Source organism: Streptomyces yangpuensis, from assembly GCF_024666385.1.
Classification (GTDB): Bacteria; Actinomycetota; Actinomycetes; order Streptomycetales; family Streptomycetaceae; genus Streptomyces; species Streptomyces yangpuensis.
The window spans coordinates 2189638-2207941 of sequence record NZ_CP102514.1; the positions used below are offsets into that span (position 1 = coordinate 2189638).

The following is an 18304-nucleotide window of genomic DNA, read 5'->3' on the forward strand; positions in this document are numbered from 1 at the left end:
CCCGTACTCCCCCCGGAAGTACGGGCCCACCGCTGTCACCTCAGCCGCGCTACGCGGCGGTGGCCCCGGCCCCCGCCGTCCGGCGGCGTGCCACGAGACCGAGCAGCAGGTCCACCACCAGGAAGGCGGCCAGGCTGATCCCGAGCAGCGGGATGAACCAGCCCACGAGCACGGTCACCGCGGCCAGCGGCAGCACCACGGTCACGGGCAGCTTGCGCCAGGCACCGCGCGGCTGCGCGCGGCCCACGGACAGCGTGCGGTCCTTCGTCGGCCGGCGCAGCCACCACATGCGGTAGCCCCAGAAGACGAGGAACATCACGCCGACGGCCAGCGCGGCGAGCACGATCTGGTTGGCGAGGCCGAAGGTCTGGCCCATGTGCAGGTCGATGCCGAAGCGGGTCATCTTCGCGAGCACGGGGTAGTCGGCGAAGCGCAGTTCGTCCATCACCCGGGCGTCGGCCGGGTCGACGGCGACGGTGTCGAAGTGCACCGGCACCTGCTTGTCGTTCTCCTTGATCACGTAGCCCTTGCCCTTGGCGGGCAGGGTCACGCGGATCGACTCGGTGACACCGGCGTCCCGGGCGGCGGCCACGGCCCGGTCGAGGCCGACGTCGGCGGTGGTCGCGGGCGGGGGCATCTCGGTGCCCTCGGGCATGGTGTGGCCCGCGTGCTCGTCGGCGCCGCCGGCCTCACCGCCCGGCTTCAGCTTGGCGGAGACGGCGGGAGTGGCGCCGCCGAGGCTGTCCTGGAGCTGCCCTATGTTCTCACCGGCGTACTTCGACCAGGTCAGGCCGGTGGCGGAGAGCACGACGAGTCCGGCGACGGACCAGAGACCGACGACCCCGTGCCAGGACAGGGTCCGGCGCCGTCCGGTGGCCCCCCGGTCCGGGAGGACGAGCTGCGAGGCGCGCTTGCGACGGCGGCCTGTCCACAGGGCGAGGCCGCCGAGCGCGACCACCCACATCCAGCTGGCGGCGAGTTCGCTGTAGTTGCGGCCGAACTCCCCGAGCTGGAGGTCGGCGTGGAAGGTGCTCAGCCAGGCCCGCAGCGGCAGCGCGTCGCCGACGGTGGTGAGCTGTCCGCGCACCTCGGCGGTGTACGGGTCGACGAAGACGGTGAGGGTCTCGCCCTCCGCGAGGCCCGAACTCTCCATGATCACCCGGGTGGTGGCCTCGGCGTCGGGGCCCGGCCACACGGAAACGACCTCGCCCGTGGGTGCGGCCCCCTTGGCGGCCTCGACCTGGGCGCTGAGCGGGAGGGCGGCGTCGCCGACCCGGGCGACGGTCAGCTCGTCGGCGTAGACGATCTTCTCGGCCTGCCAGGAGGCGGCGTACAGCAGCCCGGTGGCGGCGGCGAGGAACAGCAGCGGGGCGATGAGCAGACCCGCGTAGAAGTGCATGCGCAGGAGCAGCGGGCGTACGGCGGCCCAGCTGCCGCCGCGGTTCCCGGGGGCGGCGGGCGGTTCGGAGTCCGGGGTGCGGACGTCCTGGATTTCTTCAAGGGACATGGTGGTCCTCGGTGTCGGCGAAGGCATGGGGACGGCGGCCCCAGGTCTCGCCTCCCTCGCACGGGTGCCGTGGAGGTGCGCCGGATCAGCGGATCAGGCGCGGGCAGGACGGCCGGGGGCCGTGGAACGGAAGGCACCGCCGCTCCACGGCGGCCCGCGGCGCACCACGGCGTGGGCGTGGACCGCCCCGCGCAGCCGGCGCGGCCGGGGGAACGGGGCGGGGAACACGGGCGGCGCCGGCGGCCCGGCCACCCGGGTCCGCACCAGGTCGAGCGCGCGGGCGAGCGGCCGGGCGGCGTGCAGGGCCGCGGCGCCCAGGACCCGGGCCAGCCGGAAGACGGCGGCTTCGCCCCGCGCCAGCCAGGCGGCGCAGAGCAGCCCGGCGAGCACGTGCGCGGTGATCATCCCGGCGCCGCCGTGCCCGGCCGCGCCCGCCATATCGGCGACGCCGGCCATGTCCGCCAGGCCGGCCATGTCCGCCACGCCCGCCGCGTCCGCCGCATCCGCCGTACCGGCCATACCGGGGCCGGCAGGGGTGGCGGCGGCGTGAAGGGGGTGGTGCCCGCGCGTCGCGGCGGGCCCGGAGACGGACCGCGCCGCCTGGCTGCCGGAGAAGACGAGGTGCAGCACGCCCTGTACGGAGAGCACCGCGGCCGTGATGCCCAGAGGGCCCCGGCGCCGCCCGGCGACGAGCCAGGCCAGCCCGAAGGTCACCCCGAAAGCACCCAGAAGGCCGAAGAGGGGGACATCCGTCCCGGACATGTACGAATGCCCCGTCGCGCCCAGGGCGACGCACATGGCCGCGAACATCGCGGCTCGGGTGGCGCGCAGCGGCGCGAAGTGTTCGAACATGGCCGGGACATGTTCGCACGGGGCCCCTTGGTCTCCGCCAGAGGCTTATCCGATCATGAGCATGTGAATCCAATTCCATGGGGAGCGGTGTACGCCGGCGGGGTCCAGCTCGGGGCCCACGCCCTGGCGCGCACCGGACCCGCCGAGCGGGAGCGGCTGCTCCGGGACTGCTCGACGAATGTCGACAATCTCGCCGCCGGGCGCTGGGAGACGCTGCTCAGCAGCGCTCTCGTCGTCGAGGAGCCGATGCCCCTGCCCTACGCGCTGCTGCTGGTCGCGGTGCTCGGTTACGCCGAATACGCGTACGGCGCCTGGTGGACGGCCGCGGTGTTCCTCTTCGGGCACGCCTCGGCGACCCTCCTGGTGTACGGCGCGCTGCGCAGGACGGCCGATGCCGCGACCCGGCGCGCCGTGGACGTGGGGACGAGCTACGGGTTCAACGCCGTCCTCGGCGCCCTGACCTCCGCCCTGCCGCGCGGGACCGTCCGCACGGCCGCCCGGGCGGGACTGCTCGCGCTCGCGGCCGCGCCCGTACTGAAGCGCGGCCGGACCTTCACCGACGCCGGGCACCTCGCGGCGCTCGCGATCGGCATGGGGGTCTCGACGACCCTCGATTGCCTTTCCGGTACGAAGCATCAGAAAATGACCTAAATCTCCCACCGCCACACCCGCACGACCGCACGACCGCACGACCGCAGGACCGCAGGACCGCACGACCACACCGCCGCATGACACGAGTAACTCGAACACCGCTGGAGCCGCCACGATGACCGCCACCCCGTCCACCACCGTCGCCAACCTCCGCGACCTCGGCGGCACCCCGCTCTCCGGCGGCCGCACCGTCCGGCCCGGCCTGGTCCTGCGCTCCGGCCAGCTCGACCGGCTCGACCTGGACGCCGACACGGTGGTGGCGGCGCTGGACGTGCGCACCGTCATCGACTTCCGCACCGACGCGGAACGCGCCGACCACCCCGACCGCATACCGGCCGGGGCCCGGCTCCTGGTCGCCGACGTCCTCGCGGACAAGCTGCGCGAGGCCGGGAAGAAGCCCGCCGCCGCCCAGCTCAAGGACCTGCTCGCAGACCCGGTGGTGGCCGAGGAGCACCTGGGCGGCGGCAAGGCGCAGGCCCTCTTCGCCGACACCTACCGGTCCTTCGTGCACTCCGGATCCGCGCAGGCCGCGTACCGCCTGCTGCTCACCGAGGCCGCCGACCCGCAGGCGGGCCCGCTGCTGTTCCACTGCACGGCCGGCAAGGACCGCACCGGCTGGGGCGCGACGGTGATCCTGGCGCTGCTCGGCGCGGACGACGAGGCCCTGATGGCCGAATACCTCTCGGTGAACCCGGCGGTGAAGCAGGCCTTCGCCCCGATGATCGAGGGCTTCACGGCGGCCGGCGGCAACCCGGACATCGCGCTCGCACTGATCGGGGTCTTCCCCTCCTACCTGGAGGCCGCCCTCGACGAGGTCGAGACGCGCTACGGCTCCATGGAGAAGTACGTGCGCGAGGGACTCGGCGTGCCGGACGAGACGGTCGAGGCGCTCCGCGTCCGCCTGGTGGCCTGAGCCACCCGGAGGACGGCGGACGGGTGACCATCCGACGATTCGCTCGTTCTGCTGAACGTGACTGCGCCGGATACCGCCACCCGCTCCCAGCCTCCCGCGGCTGCCGTGCCGCCCGACGTCGAGCAGGCCGAGGCCGCCATCGTCGAGCACTACCCGCGGCTGGTGCGGCTCGCCTATCTGGTGCTGCCCCCCGCCCTCGGCCGCAACCGCCGGGTGCTCACCGCCCACTCGCTGGTCCAGCGGGCGCTGCCGCGCGGGCGGCGGGACGCGACGGCGGGCGTCGCGTCCGTGCAGGGCGGGGTCCCGGGGCAGCGGGGCGGCCCGGAGGACTCCGGCTACGCGTACGTCCGGCTGCGGGTGCTCCGCGCGGCCCTGGAGGCGGGGCTCCCGCTGACGTTCCGGGCGCTGCCCCGGCGCGCGCAGCTCCCGCCGGCGCTGCCGCAGGTGTGGGGCCTGCGGCTGTTCCCCCGCTCGGGCGGGGCCGAGGAGCTCGCCCTCGACCAGTGGCTGGCCACCCTGGACGGGCCGGGCCGGGCCGCCTGCGTGCTGCGCGCCCTGGAGCGGCTGCCCGAGCCGGAGGTGGTCCGGGTGCTCGACGAGGCCGGTGTCCCGGACCCGGCCGCCGCGGTCGCGGAGTCCGGGGACCCGGCGAACGACGCCCTGTTCGCCTCCCCCGAGTTCGACCCGTGCGTGCTCCAGGCGCGACCCACCGACCTGCTCCGGCGCCGCCGCCTCTCGCGGGCCGCGGCGGCCGCGGGGGCCGCCCTCGCCGTGTGCGGGGCGCTGCTGGCGCTGCCCGGCGGGGGCTGGGGTTCGGACGGGGCCGCCGCCCCGCCGTACGCGCGCAACGCCGCGGCCGAACGGGCCCTGGATCCCGCCGAGCTGGTCCGGGCCGCGCCGGCGCTCTGGAACACGTCCTCCCGTACGGACTTCTCGACCTGGCCGGCCCGCGGGGACCGCGCGGACGACACGGCGCTGCTGCGCCGGGCGCTGGCGGTCTGGGCGCGGCCCGGCTCCTCCGTGGTCGTCTCGGCCACGCCGGGGACCCCGTCCGGGCCGCCGATGGGGCCGGCGCAGCTGCTGTTCGCGGGCGCCGTCGACCAGGCCGTGGTGGTCCTGCTGTACGACGGCCTGCGGGTGGTCCGTTACGCCGAACCGCGCTCCGGTTCCGCGGGCGCGGCCCTGGACTTCGCCCGGACCGACGGCGCCTCGGCGGACACCGCGACCGCGCTGGTCGTCAGCCGCGTCGACGGCAACGTCCGCTATCTCACGGCGCCCTGGGTGACGGGGGTGGCCCTGCGGGACCTGCTCAAGCCCGGCGGTCAGCCGACGGTGCTGAAGCCGACCCCGGACGGGGTGACCCCGCCGGTGCCGGGACCCGCTCCGACGGGCGACTGCACGAGCTGGAACGCCCTGGCCCTGACCGGGGACGGAGCCACCCGGCTGATCACCGACCTGGGCGAGCTGACCCCGGCCCGGCTGACCTCGGGGGCGCCGGGGGCCGAGCGGAACGTGACGGAGGCCGCCGAGCTGGCGGACTGGTCGCGGATCGCCTGCCTGCTGCCCTCGGTCCGCTCGCACGGGGTCCGCACGGTCAACTCCTGGACGTACGCGAAGCAGCCGCTGCCGGAGGGCGACGGGACGGCGGCCTGGCTCTGCACCCGGGCCGAGACCTGGCAGGGCGCGGCGGACCGCGTGCAGGCCCAGTTCCTGGCGCCGGGCTCGGCCACGGCGGCGCAGGCGGCGGCCGCGGAAGGGGCCGCCGCCTGCGGGCCCCGGGAACCGCGGGTGCTGGCGGGCGTGCTGTGGAAGTCGCGTGCGGGCCAGTGGTACGTCCTGGCCGCGGGCAGCGCGCAGTTCGCCTCGCTGTCGGTGTCCGGCGGCGGGGTGAACGGCTCGGCGAACGGCAACCGCCTTGCGGTCAAGGCCCCGCCCGGCGCCCAGGTGGACCTGTCGGGCAAGCTGACGGACGGCTCGAAGGCGGGCGTCCTGCGCTGACGCCGGGCCGGGCGGAGGCCGAGCGCAGGCAGGGCCGGGCGGAGGCCGAGCGGAGGCAGGGCCGGGCGGACGGGACCGGGCGGAGGCGGGTCCGGCGGAGGCGGGGCCGGGCGGACGGGGCGCCGGCGGATCCCAGTCGGATGAAGTTTCAACGACCAAGCGGCCGAAGGGAGTTGGCGGGATCCGGACATGACGGTCACCGCGCACACATGGCATGATCGGGTTCCGGTTACCGATCGGTAATCCCCCACACCCCTGCCCCCTTTGAAGGTCCACCACGTGCGCACGCTTGCCCGCAGCCTCCTCCTCCCCGGTCTGACCGCCCTCGCGCTCACCGCCACCGGCTGCGCCTCGACATCCCACACCGGCGCCGCCGAACCGGCCGCCCCCGCTCCCCTCACCCCGTCCGCGGCCGGCACCTCCCAGCAGCTCGACGTGGCCGCCGCACCCCAGGGCGAGCCCACGCCCGCGGCCGTCGCCCGCGGCGGCTCCAAGGGCCGGACCGAGAAGTCCACGCTCAAGGTCGCCTCGTACGACGCCGCGACCGGCCGGGCCGTCATAGCCAAGGCCCCGCCGAAGGGGCCCTCCAAGGCGCCGTCGACGGACAAGTCGCCCGAGGCCGACAAGCCCGTCGCCGCGGGCGACGTCATCGCCAGCGCCCCCGCGCCCGGCGCCCCGAACGGCCTGCTCGCCAAGGTCACCGAGGTCGTCGGCAAGACCGACCGCGGCACCGAGGTCAAGACCGCGTCCACGACGCTGGCGGCGGTCCTCAACGACGACAAGGCCGACGGCAAGGTCCCCGTCGACCCCTCGACGGTCGTCGTGGAGCCCCTGATGAAGGGCGTCACCTTTTCCTGGGCCAAGGGCGACGGCCTGAAGTTCGGGCCCGAGGGCGGGAAGCTGCCGCTCGGGAACCTGCGGCTCGACGTGAACGCCTCCGTCGACACCGCGCCGGACGCGCCCGCCTCGGCCGGAGCCTCCGTCTCCGGCTTCGTCCAGCTCGCCCCGCAGGTCGAGTTCTCCTACGACGGCACCCAGGGCGGCGACTCCGGGCCGCGCGGCGCCTTCCTCGGGATGAGCGGCGACTGGTCCTCGCAGTGGAAGCTCCAGGGCCGCGCCGCCGCGAGCACCGGAGGGCCCAAGCGGATCCCCTTCGCCAAGCTGCACACCTCCCCGGTCATCCAGGTCGGCCCGGTGCCGGTCGTCGTCAACCTCGGCCTGACCTGCTACATCCAGGTGGAGGCCGACGGCAAGGTCACCCTCGACGTCCAGCAGGACGTGAAGGGCGACTTCAAGGTCGGCGGCAGCTACGCCTTCGGCAAGGGCTGGACCCCGGTCAGCGCGTCGAACGTGAAGAGCACGCCGGTCCAGGCGACCGTCACCGCCGCCGGCAAGGTCAAGGGCGCGCTCGGCGCCGAGGCGTCCGTCGGCCTCTACGGCGTCGTCGGCGTCACCGGCGACTTCGCCCCGTACCTGCGCGGCGAGGCCGACGTCAAGGCGACCGCGTCCAGCGACGGCAAGGCCTCCGTCAGCGGAGCCTGGGCGCTGTACGGCGGCTTCGACCTGAGCGGGAACCTGCAGCTCCAGCTGTCGCTGTTCGGCACGCCCGCCTTCGAGCGCAAGATCCCGCTGGGCTCGCTGAACCGCGAATGGGCGCTCGCGAGCGGCAGCACCGGACGCTGAGGCCCTAACCGGACCACGCCGGCCGGGCCGGCCCGCCCATCGGCCGGGGCGGCCGCGGCGGGCGCGAGAAGTCGGCGCAGGGGTCTTCTCACCTCCTGTACCGATCAGTACATTGACGCCATGTCTAATACGCCGCTCGCGCCCGCCCCCGTGGCGTCGGAACACGTGGACCTCAGGCCCCGGAACGTGTCCTTCGGCTGGGAGGGCACCCCGCTGCACTGGCTGCCCGGCGAACCCTTCGCCGGGCACATGATCAATGTGCTGCACCTGCTGCTGCCCGCCGGGGAGCGGTGGTTCGTGCACGTCTACAAGCAGGCGCTCCCGTACATCGAGGACGAGCGGCTGCGGGAGGACGTCGTCGGCTTCATCGGCCAGGAGGCCATGCACGCCGCCGCCCACGACGACGTCCTCCCGCACCTGAAGCGGCTGGGGCTCGACCCGACCCCCTACACCGCCCAGGTGGACTGGCTGTTCGAGAAGCTGCTCGGCGACCGGACCCTGCCCCCGGGCCGGGCCCGGCACTGGTGGCTGATGGAGCGGGTCGCGATGATCGCGGCGATCGAGCACTACACGGCGTTCCTCGGCGACTGGGTCCTGAACGCCGACGCCCTCGACCGGCGGGGCGCCGACCCCACCATGCTGGACCTGCTGCGCTGGCACGGCGCGGAGGAGGTCGAGCACCGTTCGGTGGCCTTCGACCTGTTCATGCACGTCGACGGCGGCTACCGGCGCCGGGCCCGGACCTGGGCGACGGCCTTCACCGCCCTGGTCTTCCTCTGGCAGCGCGGGGTCCGCTTCTTCATGGAGAACGACCCCCACCTCGTCGACGGCAAGGCCTCCTTCGGGCAGTTCTTCATGGCCGGGCAGCAGGGCGTACTCCCCTCGACGGGCTCCATGCTGAAGTCCATCCCCAAGTACCTCTCCCGTACCTACCACCCCTCCCAGGAGGGCTCCACCGCCCAGGCCGTCGCCTACCTGGCCTCCTCCCCCGGCGCGAACGGCGGGGTGCGGCCATGAGGCGCGCCCTCGCCGTCATGACGGCCACGACGGTCGCCGGTGCCGCCTGGACGGCCCGGCGGGCCCTGAACCGCCGGATCGGCCGGTCCCCGTTGTGGCCGCTGCCGGCTTTGGAGGTGCCCGTCTCGGGCCACTCCCCGCGCCGCGCGCTGCGCGCGCTGATCGTCTCCCGTACCCTGCCGGCGCAGGACGTACTGGAACTGACCCTGGAATCCCCGGAGCTGCCCGCGTGGACGCCGGGCGCGCACGTGGACGTCACCCTGCCCTCGGGCCTGGTCCGCCAGTACTCGCTGTGCGGCGACCCGGCCGACGTGGGCCGCTACCGGATCGCGATCCGGCTGGTCGAGGACGGCCGCGGCGGCTCCCGCGAGGCGCACACCCGGCTCGTCGAGGGCGCCGAACTGGAACTGCGGCCCCCGCGCAACCGCTTCGAGCTGCTCCCGGCCCCGTCGTACGCGTTCGTCGCGGGCGGCATCGGCATCACCCCGATCCTGCCGATGCTCCGCGCCGCCACCGCGGCCGGCGCCGCCTGGACCCTCCTGTACGGGGGCCGCTCCCTCGACTCGATGCCCTTCCTGGACGACCTCGCGGTCCACGGCGACCGGGTCACGGTCCATCCCGAGGACGAGGTGGGCCTGCCGGACCTGACCCCGCTCGCCACCCTGGCGCCGGGCACCCTGGTCTACTGCTGCGGCCCGGAACCCCTGATGGAGGCCGTCACCGCGGCGGTCCGCGATCCGGCGGCGGTGCACCTGGAGCGCTTCGCGCCGTCGGCCGCGCCCGGTCCGGCGCGGGCCTTCACGGTCGAACTGCGCCGCTCGGGACGGGTCGTCGAGGTCGGCGCCCAGGAGAGCACGCTCGCCGCGGTGCGCCGGGAGCTGCCGGACACCCCGTACTCGTGCGAGCAGGGCTTCTGCGGGACCTGCCAACACCGGGTCCTCGCGGGCGAGGTGGACCACCGCGACGACCTGCTCACGGACCAGGAGCGCGGGGAGTCGATGCTGCTGTGCGTCTCGCGCGCAAAGGGGAACCGCCTCACCCTGGACCTGTGAACGCTCCCCAGTAGGGTGTCCGCATGACGACCGGAGTGCGGCGCAGGATGGGTGTCGAGGAGCGGCGGCAACAGCTGATCGGGGTTGCCCTGGAGCTGTTCAGCCACCGGTCGCCCGACGATGTGTCGATCGACGAGATCGCGGCGGCCGCGGGGATATCCCGGCCGCTGGTCTACCACTACTTCCCCGGCAAGCTCAGCCTGTACGAGGCGGCCCTGCGGCGGGCGGCCGACGAGCTGGCGCAGCGGTTCGTGGAGCCCCGGGAGGGGCCGCTCGGAGCGCGTCTGCTGCGGGTGATGGGGCGGTTCTTCGCGTTCGTCGAGGACCACGGGCCGGGCTTCTCCGCGCTGATGCGGGGCGGTCCGGCGGCCGGGAGCAGCCGCGCCAACGCGATGATCGACGAGGTCCGGCAGGCGGCGTACGAGCAGATCCTGACGCACCTGGGGATCGGGCTCGACGAGGTGCCGGCCCGGCTGGAACTGGTGGTGCGCTCCTGGGTCTCGCTCGCCGAGTCCACGGCGCTGATCTGGCTGGACGGACGCCGGATCCCGCGGGCCGAGCTGGAGCTGCAGCTGGTGCACGATTTCGCGGCGCTGGCGGCGGTGAGCGCGGCGTACGACGCGGAGATGGCGGGCATCCTCGTACGGATCCTGGCGGGTGAGCCCGCGGACGGGCCCTTCGGGGAGCTGGTCGGGCGGCTGGTCGGGCTCGTCCCGGGCGCAGTGGCACCCGCGGTGTGACGGCTGCGGTATGACGGGGCGTGGTGTGACGGGGCGTGGTGTGACGGCTGCGGTATGACGGGCCGCGCTGTGACGGGGCTCGCTGTGACGGGGCGCGCATTGTGCGCACTCTCTTGATCACAACCGGTGGTGATCGCCGATAATGCCCGCGTGATCATTGACGACGGGATCTTGTTCCGGCCTGCCGTGGAGAAGGACGCCGGGACGCTGGTGCGGCTGTACGACGAGGCCGCCCGCTGGATGCAGAAGCACGGGATCGAGCAGTGGAAGCCCGGTGACAAGGACGCGGCGCACTTCCGGTCGAAGATGCACGACGGAGAGGTGTGGCTCGCCGGCGACGCCGACGGGCGGATCTGCGGGGCCTACGAGTTGTGGTGGTCCGACGAGGAGGCCTGGGGGATCCAGCCTCCCGTGGCGGGCTACGTGCACCGGCTGATGGTGTCGCGCGAGACCGCCCCCGCCGGGGCCGGGCGCCGCCTGCTCGAACATGCCGAGCGGCGGACGGCCAGGACCGGGCGGGAGCGGGCGCGGCTGGACTGTGTCTCCACCAACCCCCGGCTGCTCGCGTACTACCTGGACGCGGGCTACCGGGTGGTCGGGGAGCTCCCCGACAAGCGGGGGAAGGACGGCAGGGTCTACGGGGTGATCCTGCTGGAGAAGCGGCTCGACCGGCTCACCGTCGTGTGAAGACGGAGACGGTGCGGGCCGGGACGGTGAACTCTCCGGTCGTCGCGTCGTAGGCGGACTGCTTGACCGTGGCGTCGGATCCGGCGGCCTGCACCGGGTGCAGGCGGTAGGCGGTGCCCGCGAGGGCGGTGACGCGCTGGGGCTGGGCGGTGGGGGTGGCGTTGAAGACCACCACCAGGTCACCCAGGGTCATGGTGATCACGCCCGGGGTCTCCTCCCGGCCCGAGAGGGGGAAGGCCATCCGGGACTGGACGGCTTCCGCCGTGGTGAGGGCGAACTCCGGTGCGGTGCTGCGGATCTTCAGCAGGTCGCGGTGGGCGGCCGCGGTGGCGGTGATGTCGGTGCAGGTGGGCGCCGGTCCCGACAGCAGGGGCTTCGCGTAGGGCCACTTCGGGGCGTTGTCGGCGGCCGGGGGCAGCCCGCGGCCGAAGCCGTTGCCGGCCCGGCAGTCCCACTGGATGGCGTTGAACCAGTCGCCGCTGTCGTAGGAGTTGCGGTCCAGGGACTTGGAGCGCAGCAGATCGGTGCCGGCCTGGGAGAGCGCCGGGCCCTGCGAGAGGGTGGCCGTCGCCATGGCCAGGACCTGCATACGGGCCTTGTCGCGATTGCTGGTGGCGGGCGGGAGCTTGAAGGTCAGGGCGTCGGCGAGGGTCTCGTTGTCGTGGGCGTCGGCGTAGGCGAGGGCGTCGCCGGGGGCGGCCGCGTAGCCGGCCGGGGCGCCGTTGTAGTCCACCTCGGAGCCCTTGACACGGCGCCCGGAGGTGTCGGTGAAGGCGTACGAGGCGAGGTTCCCGGAGAGGCCGACCTTGATCAGGTCCTGGGCGTGCAGGAGGCGGGCCCGCTGCTCCGCCGGGGTGCCGTTGGCCGGAGATCCGTTGGGCTCGGTGAACAGGCCCGACGCGAAGCCCTGGACGCGCGGGTCCTCGTCGAAGGGGCCGCCGCCGCGGACCGCGTCGCGCGCCCGGTCGGAGAAGGTGGCGATGCCGGTCCCGGCCATGTTCTTCTGCGTGGCCTGCACGAAGCGGGCGTCGTCGGCGATCTCGCCGAAGTTCCAGCCCTCCCCGTAGAGCACGATCTTCTTGCCGTCGACGCCGTCCTTGGCGGGCGTCAGGGCGTCGAGGGCGGCGCGCACCGCCAGGATGTTGGCCTTCGGGTGGTGGCCCATCAGGTCGAAGCGGAAGCCGTCGACCTTGTACTCCTTCGCCCAGGTGACGATCGAGTCCACGACGAGGCGGCCCATCATGGCGTTCTCGGAGGCGGTGTTGGCGCAGCAGGTGGAGGTGGCGACGCTGCCGTCGGCCAGCAGCCGCTGGTAGTAGCCGGGGACGACGCGGTCCAGGACCGACTTGTCCGACTGGCCGGCGGCGACCGTGTGGTTGTAGACGACGTCCATGACCGTGCGCAGCCCGGCGCCGTTCAGGGACTGGACCATCCTGCGGAACTCGACCGTGCGGGCCGTGCCGTTCGGGTCGCTGGCGTAGCTGCCCTCGGGGACGGTGTAGTGCAGCGGGTCGTAGCCCCAGTTGTAGGAGTCCTTCGCGGCGGCCGCCGCCACGCAGGCCTGCTGCTCCTGCGAGTCCGGCGCGTACACCGTGAGGTCGCAGGCGGGCTCGGTGCGGTCCGCCGGCTTCTCCGGGATGGTGCCGATGTCGAAGGCGGGCAGGAGATGGACGTAGGAGGTGCCGGCGCCGGCCAGGTCGCGCAGGTGGCGCATGCCCGCCGAGGCGGTGTCGGTGAAGGCCAGGTACTGGCCGGGGTGGCCGCTGGTGCGGTCCGCGACGGAGAAGTCGCGGATGTGGAGCTCCTGGATCTGCGCGGAGGTGAAGGGAACGGCCGCGGGCTTGCGCAGCTGCTTCCAGCCGGGCGGCGCGAGCTTGGGGTCGGCCAGGTCCACGGCCAGGCTGTGCGTGGAGTCGGCGGTCAGGGCGGTGGAGTAGGGGTCGGTGACGAGGTTGCGGACCACCTGGCGGGTGCTGGGGGCCCAGACGGTCACCGCGTAGCGGTACGGCTTGCCGGTCCAGGAGCGCTCGCCGCGCACCGACCAGACGCCGGTGGCGTCGTCACGGCGCATGGCGACGGTGCGGCCGTCGAGTTCGAGGGAGACCTGCTGGGCGGTGGGCGCCCAGACCGAGAGGGTGGGGCGGCCGTCCTTGAAGACCGGGCCCAGGGCCGCGGTCGTCGCGTACAGGTCGTCGAGGACGCCGGCGAGCTGGACGCCGGTGGCGGCGAGGACCGCCCCGTTCGCGGCGCGGGCGCTCGCGACGAGCTGGCCGCGCAGGGCTTCCCGGACCCGGTCGCGGTCGCGCGCGTCGACGCCGAAGGCGGTGTACGCGGCGAGGTGCGGGAACTTCTGCTTCTGTGCGGCGGTCAGCTCGGTCCGGTTCAGCCGCAGCCACTGGGCCGGGCCGGTCAGGGTGCCGTTCTCGGCCTTGACGGCGCCTTCGCGGGAGGCGAGGAGCTGCACGGAGGCGGCGGCCGCGGGGGCGTTCCAGGCGACGGTGTCGCGGTCGATCCAGACGGCCTGGGACTTGGTGAGGTCCAGGGCGGCGGAGGAACCGGCGGCCTGCGGCAGGAGGTGCTTCTCCTGGCCGGCCAGCATCCACACCTCGTGGCCGGCGGCCTTCAGGTCCAGGGACCGGTCGGTGGGAAGGTCCTTCTCGTCACCCTTGTGGAGGATGTAGCTGAGGCTGGTGGCGCCGGCGGCGAGGGGGACCTCGTAGACCGCGCCGTAGGGGTCGAAGCGGGTGGGGAGCAGCGGCTTGGACCAGTCGGTCGGGGTCGCGGCCCCGGTCCACACGTGCAGGCCCCAGCCGTCGTAGGCGCCGTCGGGGCGGTGGTGGTGCAGTACGGCCTTGCCCTGGTCCTGCGGCGGGTAGGCCGGGCGGTCGGTGCGGGCGGGCTCCTTGCCCTGCTCCAGCCAGATCTCGCCGGTCTTCGTGACGTCGATGGTGCGGTCGGCGGCGACGTCCTTGTTGCCGTCCTTGTCGATGACGAGGTAACCGACCGAGGAGGCGCCGGGCTTGAGCTTGACGTACGCGAAGGCGCCGTACGCGTCGCGGCCGGTGAAGCCGTGACCGGCCGGCCACGGCGTGGCCTCGCCCTCGGCGATGTCGCCCCAGGCGTACAGCCGCCAGTCGGTGTAGTCGCCGTCGGGGCGGTTGTAGTGGACGACGGCGTAGTCGCGCTGGGTGGCGGTGGGCGCCTCGACGGGCGGGGCCTGGCCGGTGACGGACTGGGCGAGGGCGCTCGCGGTGCGGCCGGCGGAGTCGACGACGACGGCCTTGTAGCGCAGGGCGGTCCCGGCGGGGGTCTTGGCGTCGACGTGCTGGGTGACCTTGTAGGGGGCGTGGTCGGCGGAGCCGAGGACCTGCCACTTGTCGTTGCCGGTCTGCGCGGCGAAGACGACCCGGTTCAGGCCGCCGCCGCTGACGTCGGCGGACAGCTCGACGGTGCCGGTGGCGCCGGGGGCCGGGGCCTTCAGCGTCAGCGCGGGCTTGGCGGTGGGGGCGGCGAGCGGTGCGACGGCCCGGAGGACGACCGAACCGAGGGCGGGGACGACGACGGTGAGCTTTCCGGCGGCGGAGGCGCGGATCAGCGCGGTGCCGCCGTACAGGGTGCGGTACTGGGTGCCGGCCGGGGCGTCGATCTCCACGGTGCGGGACTCGGCGCCGTTGTTGGCGGCGACCAGGTACTCGGTGCGGGTGCGGGCGTCGGTGCGCGCGAAGGCGTACACGGAGCCGTCGGAGAATCGTTCGCTCTGAATGCCGTCGCGCAGGGCCGGGTGGGCCTTGGTCAGCTTCGAGAGAGCACTGATCTCCTTGTAGAGCGGGTGCTCCGGATCGTAGGCGTCGCTCGCGTGCGTGCGCGCCGTTCCCAGCTGGTCGTCGTCGAGGTAGTCGGCCGTCTTCGACGCGAACAGCGGCTGGCGCGCGTCCTTGTCGCCGCCGGCGCCGGTGTAGCCCTGCTCGTCACCGGAGTAGATCACCGGGTTGCCGCGGGAGAAGAACATCAGCTCGTTGGCGAGCCGGTAGCGGCCCAGCAGCTCCTGCTCGGTCGCACCCGGCCGGTCCTGCTTCAGGAAGGTCCCGAAGCGGCCCATGTCGTGGTTGCCGAGGAAGGTCACCTGCTCGTAGGCGTTGGCCTTGCCCGAGGTGTAGCGGTAGTCGTCGGCGAGGACCGAGCCCAGCCGCGAGGCCGCCGCGCCCTGGGAGGCGTACGCGCGGATCGCGTCCTGGAGCGGGAAGTCGAGGGTGGCGTCGAGGCGCCCGCGCGTCACGTACGGGGAGGTGACGGCCGTGTCGGCGGAGTACACCTCGCCGAACATGAAGAAGTCGTCGCGGCCGCGCTTGGCCGCGTACGCGTCGAGGGCGGTCGCCCACTGGGTCCAGAACTCCGTGTTGACGTGCTTGACCGTGTCGATGCGGAAGCCGTCGATGTCGAAATCCTCGACCCACTTCTCGTAGATCTTCTCCATCCCGCTGACGACCTCGGGACGCTCGGTCCACAGGTCGTCGAGACCGAAGAAGTCGCCCTGCTCGGAGGACTCGCCGGCGAAGGTCGAGTCACCCCTGTTGTGATACATCGTCGGGTCGTTGAGCCAGCCGGGGACCTTGAGGTTCTTCTTCGCGTCCGGCACGAACGGGGTCCTCGGGAAGGACTCCCCGTCCACCTTCGGGAACTTCCCCTTCCCGTCGGAATAGTCCTTGTCGTCGAACGGCACCCCGTCCTTCGTCAGATAGGGGAACGCCCCCTTCGACAGGTACGAGTAGGACGCCTCCCGGTAGTCGACCACGTCGGCGGTGTGGTTGGTGATGACGTCGAAGAAGACCTTCATCCCCTTCGCGTGCGCCTTGTCGATCAGCCGCTCCAGGTCCGCGTTGGTGCCGAAGTGCGGGTCGACCTGGGTGAAGTCGGTGATCCAGTAGCCGTGGTAGCCGGCGGAGACGTCGTCGCCCTTGCCCTGTACCGGCTGGTTCTTGAAGATCGGCGCCATCCAGATGGCCGTGGTGCCGAGCCCCTTGATGTAGTCGAGCCGGTCGGTCAGCCCCTTGAGGTCACCGCCCTGGTAGAAGCCCTTGTCGGTGGGGTCCAAACCGGTCTGGAGGCGGGTGCCGGTCAGCCCGCCCCGGTCGTTGCCCGGGTCGCCGTTCGCGAACCGGTCCGGGAGCACGAAGTAGAACTGCTCGCGGGTCAGGTCGTTGCGGGCCGGCTCGGCGGCCAGTTTCGCGTCCGAGGGCGGGGCGGGCGGCGCCTTGGCCTCGGCGGCCGCGGCGGGGAGGGCGGGCAGGAGCGTCACGGCCAGCGCGGCGGCGAGCACTCCTGCGGCAGGGCGTATCAAGGCGGGTCTCCTTGTGTACGTGTCGCATGGATGAGGGCCGCCCGGCGGGGGGCGGGGAAGGTGGTGCCGGGCGGCCCTGGTCGGTGGGGCGGCGGCTCAGCTGCGCCAGGTGTCGGTCAGCGTGACCTTGCCGCTCGCGGGGACGGTGGCCGTACGGTTGGCGCCGCTCTCCCAGGTGACGTTCCCGGAGGCGTCCTTGCGGACGTACTTGTACGCGAAGGACGTGCCGGCCGGAAGGGTGACGTCGAGCTTCCACACGGGGTAGGCGGCCGGGTCCAGCCTGAGGGCTCCGCCGGTGTTCCAGCTGCCGAGCTCGGCGCGGTCACCGGTGACGTAGATGTTCTGCCCCGGCACGGTGGTGGCGTTGACGGCGAAGGCGGCCCCGCCGGAGCCCGCCGGGGTGCCCGAGCAGGTACGGGCGTTCACGTGCAGGGCGAGGGCGGTCCCGGCGCCGAGCGTGGCGGTGAACCGGCCGTCGGATCCGACGGTGACGGTGCGCCTGCTCTGCACGTCGCAGTAGTCGCCGGCGGCGAGCGAGGTCTGGAAGGTCCGGGTCAGCGCCGAGCCCTCGTGGTTGATCGCGACGTAGGCCTTGGAGCCGCGCCCGAAGGCGATCTGGTCGCCGCCGTTGTCCCACCAGTTGCCGACGGCCTGCCCGCGGGCCGCGTTGCGGAAGCCGACCATGGAGGAGATCTCCCGCCAGGCGTGCTGGCACTTCCACCCGTCCGAGTAACAGGCGTTGACGGTGCCGCCGTTCGGCGGGCCGGCGTCCTTGTCCGTCCACTCGTAGCCGGAGTGCACGTCCGGCGACCCGTACGGCCAGGCCAGCGCGAAGACGTTCGCGAGGGTGTAGGCGGACCCGTCCTTGTAGGTCAGGGTGTCCCCGACGCGCTCGGTGTCGTGGTTGTCGACAAAGACTCCGCTCCGGGCGGAGGGCATGTACCCCCAGGCCTCACCGAAGTTCTTCAGATAGGCGAGGTTCTCGCTCTGGAAGACCCGCTTGAGATCCCGGGCGTAACGGAACTCCTGCACGTCGCCGTTGTCGAGGTACTCGCTCGGCGAGACGGCCTCCCCCGCCCCGAATATCGCCTCCTGCTTCCAGTAGACACCGGGGTTCGTCAACCGGGACTTGATGTTGGCGAGGTCGGCGGCGGGCATGTGCTTGGCGGCGTCGATGCGGAAGCCGTCGACGCCCAGCGAGAGCAGGTCATTGAGGTAGCCGGCGATCCGGCCCCGCACGTAGTCCTCGCCCGTGTCGAGGTCGGCGAGCTGCACGAGCTCGCAGTTCTGGACGTTGCCGCGGTCCTGGTAGGTCGAGATCGTCGCCCGGCAGTCGTCCATGTCGGAGCCCGAGTAGAGCCCCGGGTAGTTGTACTTCGTGTACGAAGTACCGCCCGTTCCGGTCAGGGTCGCGCCGGCGTCCGCCGGGCCGGCCATGTGGTTGATGACCGAGTCGACGACGACCTTGACGCCCGCGGCGTGGCACGCGCCGACCATCGCCTGGAAGGCGGCGCGGTCACCGAGCCGACCGGCGATCTTGTAGCTGACGGGCTGGTACGAGGTCCACCACTGGCTGCCCTGGACGTGCTCCTGCGGGGGCGAGACCTGCACGTACCCGTACCCGGCGGGGCCGAGGGAATCGGTGCAGGCCTTGGCGACGGAGTCGAAGCGCCACTCGAAGAGGACGGCGGTCACGTCCTTCTCGCCGGGGGGCGTGGCAGCGGCCTGCGGCGCGATGGCGGTGAGCGCGGCGGCGGCAAGTGCGGTGGCGGTGAAAAGAGTTGCAGCTCTGACGGCTCTGGCAGGCATGCGGGGGCCTCCTGGCGGAAGAGGTGGGGATTGGAGCGACCGTAGGTGCCAGGTGGA

12 protein-coding genes are annotated in these 18304 nt (G+C 73.2%); 8 read left to right on the top strand and 4 right to left on the bottom strand.

The window, feature by feature from the left end; genetic code table 11:
• Nucleotides 1-49: 49 nt before the first annotated feature.
• Nucleotides 50-1507, bottom strand: a complete 1458-nt coding sequence (locus NRK68_RS10080) for a PepSY-associated TM helix domain-containing protein (RefSeq protein ID WP_257855614.1) — start codon at nucleotides 1505-1507, stop codon at nucleotides 50-52.
• A gap of 93 nt (nucleotides 1508-1600) precedes the next feature.
• The gene (locus tag NRK68_RS10085; protein ID WP_257855615.1) at nucleotides 1601-2359 is read right to left on the bottom strand and encodes a hypothetical protein; all 759 of its coding nucleotides are present in this window, start codon (nucleotides 2357-2359) and stop codon (nucleotides 1601-1603) included.
• Nucleotides 2360-2422: 63 nt separating this feature from the next.
• Here NRK68_RS10085 and NRK68_RS10090 point away from each other — a divergent pair, with 63 nt between their 5' ends.
• The 8 genes from NRK68_RS10090 to NRK68_RS10125 all read left to right on the top strand — a co-directional run bounded on the left by NRK68_RS10090 (nucleotide 2423) and on the right by NRK68_RS10125 (nucleotide 11100).
• On the top strand, nucleotides 2423-3010 hold the full coding sequence (locus NRK68_RS10090; protein WP_257855616.1) for a rhomboid-like protein: 588 nt from the start codon (nucleotides 2423-2425) through the stop codon (nucleotides 3008-3010).
• A gap of 115 nt (nucleotides 3011-3125) precedes the next feature.
• Nucleotides 3126-3923, top strand: coding sequence for a tyrosine-protein phosphatase (locus NRK68_RS10095; protein WP_183065105.1), 798 nt, complete (start codon nucleotides 3126-3128; stop codon nucleotides 3921-3923).
• A 57-nt stretch (nucleotides 3924-3980) separates the two neighbouring features.
• Nucleotides 3981-5921, top strand: a complete 1941-nt coding sequence (locus tag NRK68_RS10100; protein WP_257855617.1) for a hypothetical protein — start codon at nucleotides 3981-3983, stop codon at nucleotides 5919-5921.
• A gap of 279 nt (nucleotides 5922-6200) precedes the next feature.
• On the top strand, nucleotides 6201-7604 hold the full coding sequence (locus NRK68_RS10105) for a hypothetical protein (RefSeq protein WP_257855618.1): 1404 nt from the start codon (nucleotides 6201-6203) through the stop codon (nucleotides 7602-7604).
• Nucleotides 7605-7724: 120 nt separating this feature from the next.
• The gene (locus NRK68_RS10110; protein WP_183065108.1) at nucleotides 7725-8621 is read left to right on the top strand and encodes a metal-dependent hydrolase; all 897 of its coding nucleotides are present in this window, start codon (nucleotides 7725-7727) and stop codon (nucleotides 8619-8621) included.
• On the top strand, nucleotides 8618-9673 hold the full coding sequence (locus NRK68_RS10115) for a PDR/VanB family oxidoreductase (protein WP_257855619.1): 1056 nt from the start codon (nucleotides 8618-8620) through the stop codon (nucleotides 9671-9673). The genes NRK68_RS10110 and NRK68_RS10115 overlap by 4 nt, the downstream gene beginning before the upstream one ends.
• Before the next feature lie 23 nt (nucleotides 9674-9696).
• Nucleotides 9697-10413 (top strand): TetR/AcrR family transcriptional regulator, encoded by a 717-nt coding sequence (locus NRK68_RS10120; RefSeq protein WP_030961689.1) that lies wholly within the window; start codon nucleotides 9697-9699, stop codon nucleotides 10411-10413.
• Between the two features lie 150 nt (nucleotides 10414-10563).
• Complete coding sequence (locus NRK68_RS10125) at nucleotides 10564-11100, top strand: GNAT family N-acetyltransferase (protein WP_030961691.1); 537 nt, start codon at nucleotides 10564-10566, stop codon at nucleotides 11098-11100.
• Here the strand turns inward: NRK68_RS10125 and pulA are convergent.
• Nucleotides 11087-16438, bottom strand: coding sequence for a pullulanase-type alpha-1,6-glucosidase (gene pulA, locus NRK68_RS10130; protein ID WP_257855620.1), 5352 nt, complete (start codon nucleotides 16436-16438; stop codon nucleotides 11087-11089). The two genes, NRK68_RS10125 and pulA, sit on opposite strands and share 14 nt — an antisense overlap.
• Nucleotides 16439-16534: 96 nt before the next feature.
• Complete coding sequence (locus tag NRK68_RS10135; protein ID WP_257855621.1) at nucleotides 16535-18247, bottom strand: carbohydrate-binding module family 20 domain-containing protein; 1713 nt, start codon at nucleotides 18245-18247, stop codon at nucleotides 16535-16537.
• Nucleotides 18248-18304 lie beyond the last annotated feature (57 nt).

Coding starts and splice junctions, on each gene's coding strand:
- NRK68_RS10080 (WP_257855614.1), bottom strand. CDS start 1,507: ATGTCCCTTGAAGAAATCCAGGACGTCCGCACCCCGGACTCCGAACCG.
- NRK68_RS10085 (WP_257855615.1), bottom strand. CDS start 2,359: ATGTTCGAACACTTCGCGCCGCTGCGCGCCACCCGAGCCGCGATGTTC.
- NRK68_RS10095 (WP_183065105.1), top strand. CDS start 3,126: ATGACCGCCACCCCGTCCACCACCGTCGCCAACCTCCGCGACCTCGGC.
- NRK68_RS10110 (WP_183065108.1), top strand. CDS start 7,725: ATGTCTAATACGCCGCTCGCGCCCGCCCCCGTGGCGTCGGAACACGTG.
- NRK68_RS10115 (WP_257855619.1), top strand. CDS start 8,618: ATGAGGCGCGCCCTCGCCGTCATGACGGCCACGACGGTCGCCGGTGCC.
- NRK68_RS10120 (WP_030961689.1), top strand. CDS start 9,697: ATGACGACCGGAGTGCGGCGCAGGATGGGTGTCGAGGAGCGGCGGCAA.
- NRK68_RS10135 (WP_257855621.1), bottom strand. CDS start 18,247: ATGCCTGCCAGAGCCGTCAGAGCTGCAACTCTTTTCACCGCCACCGCA.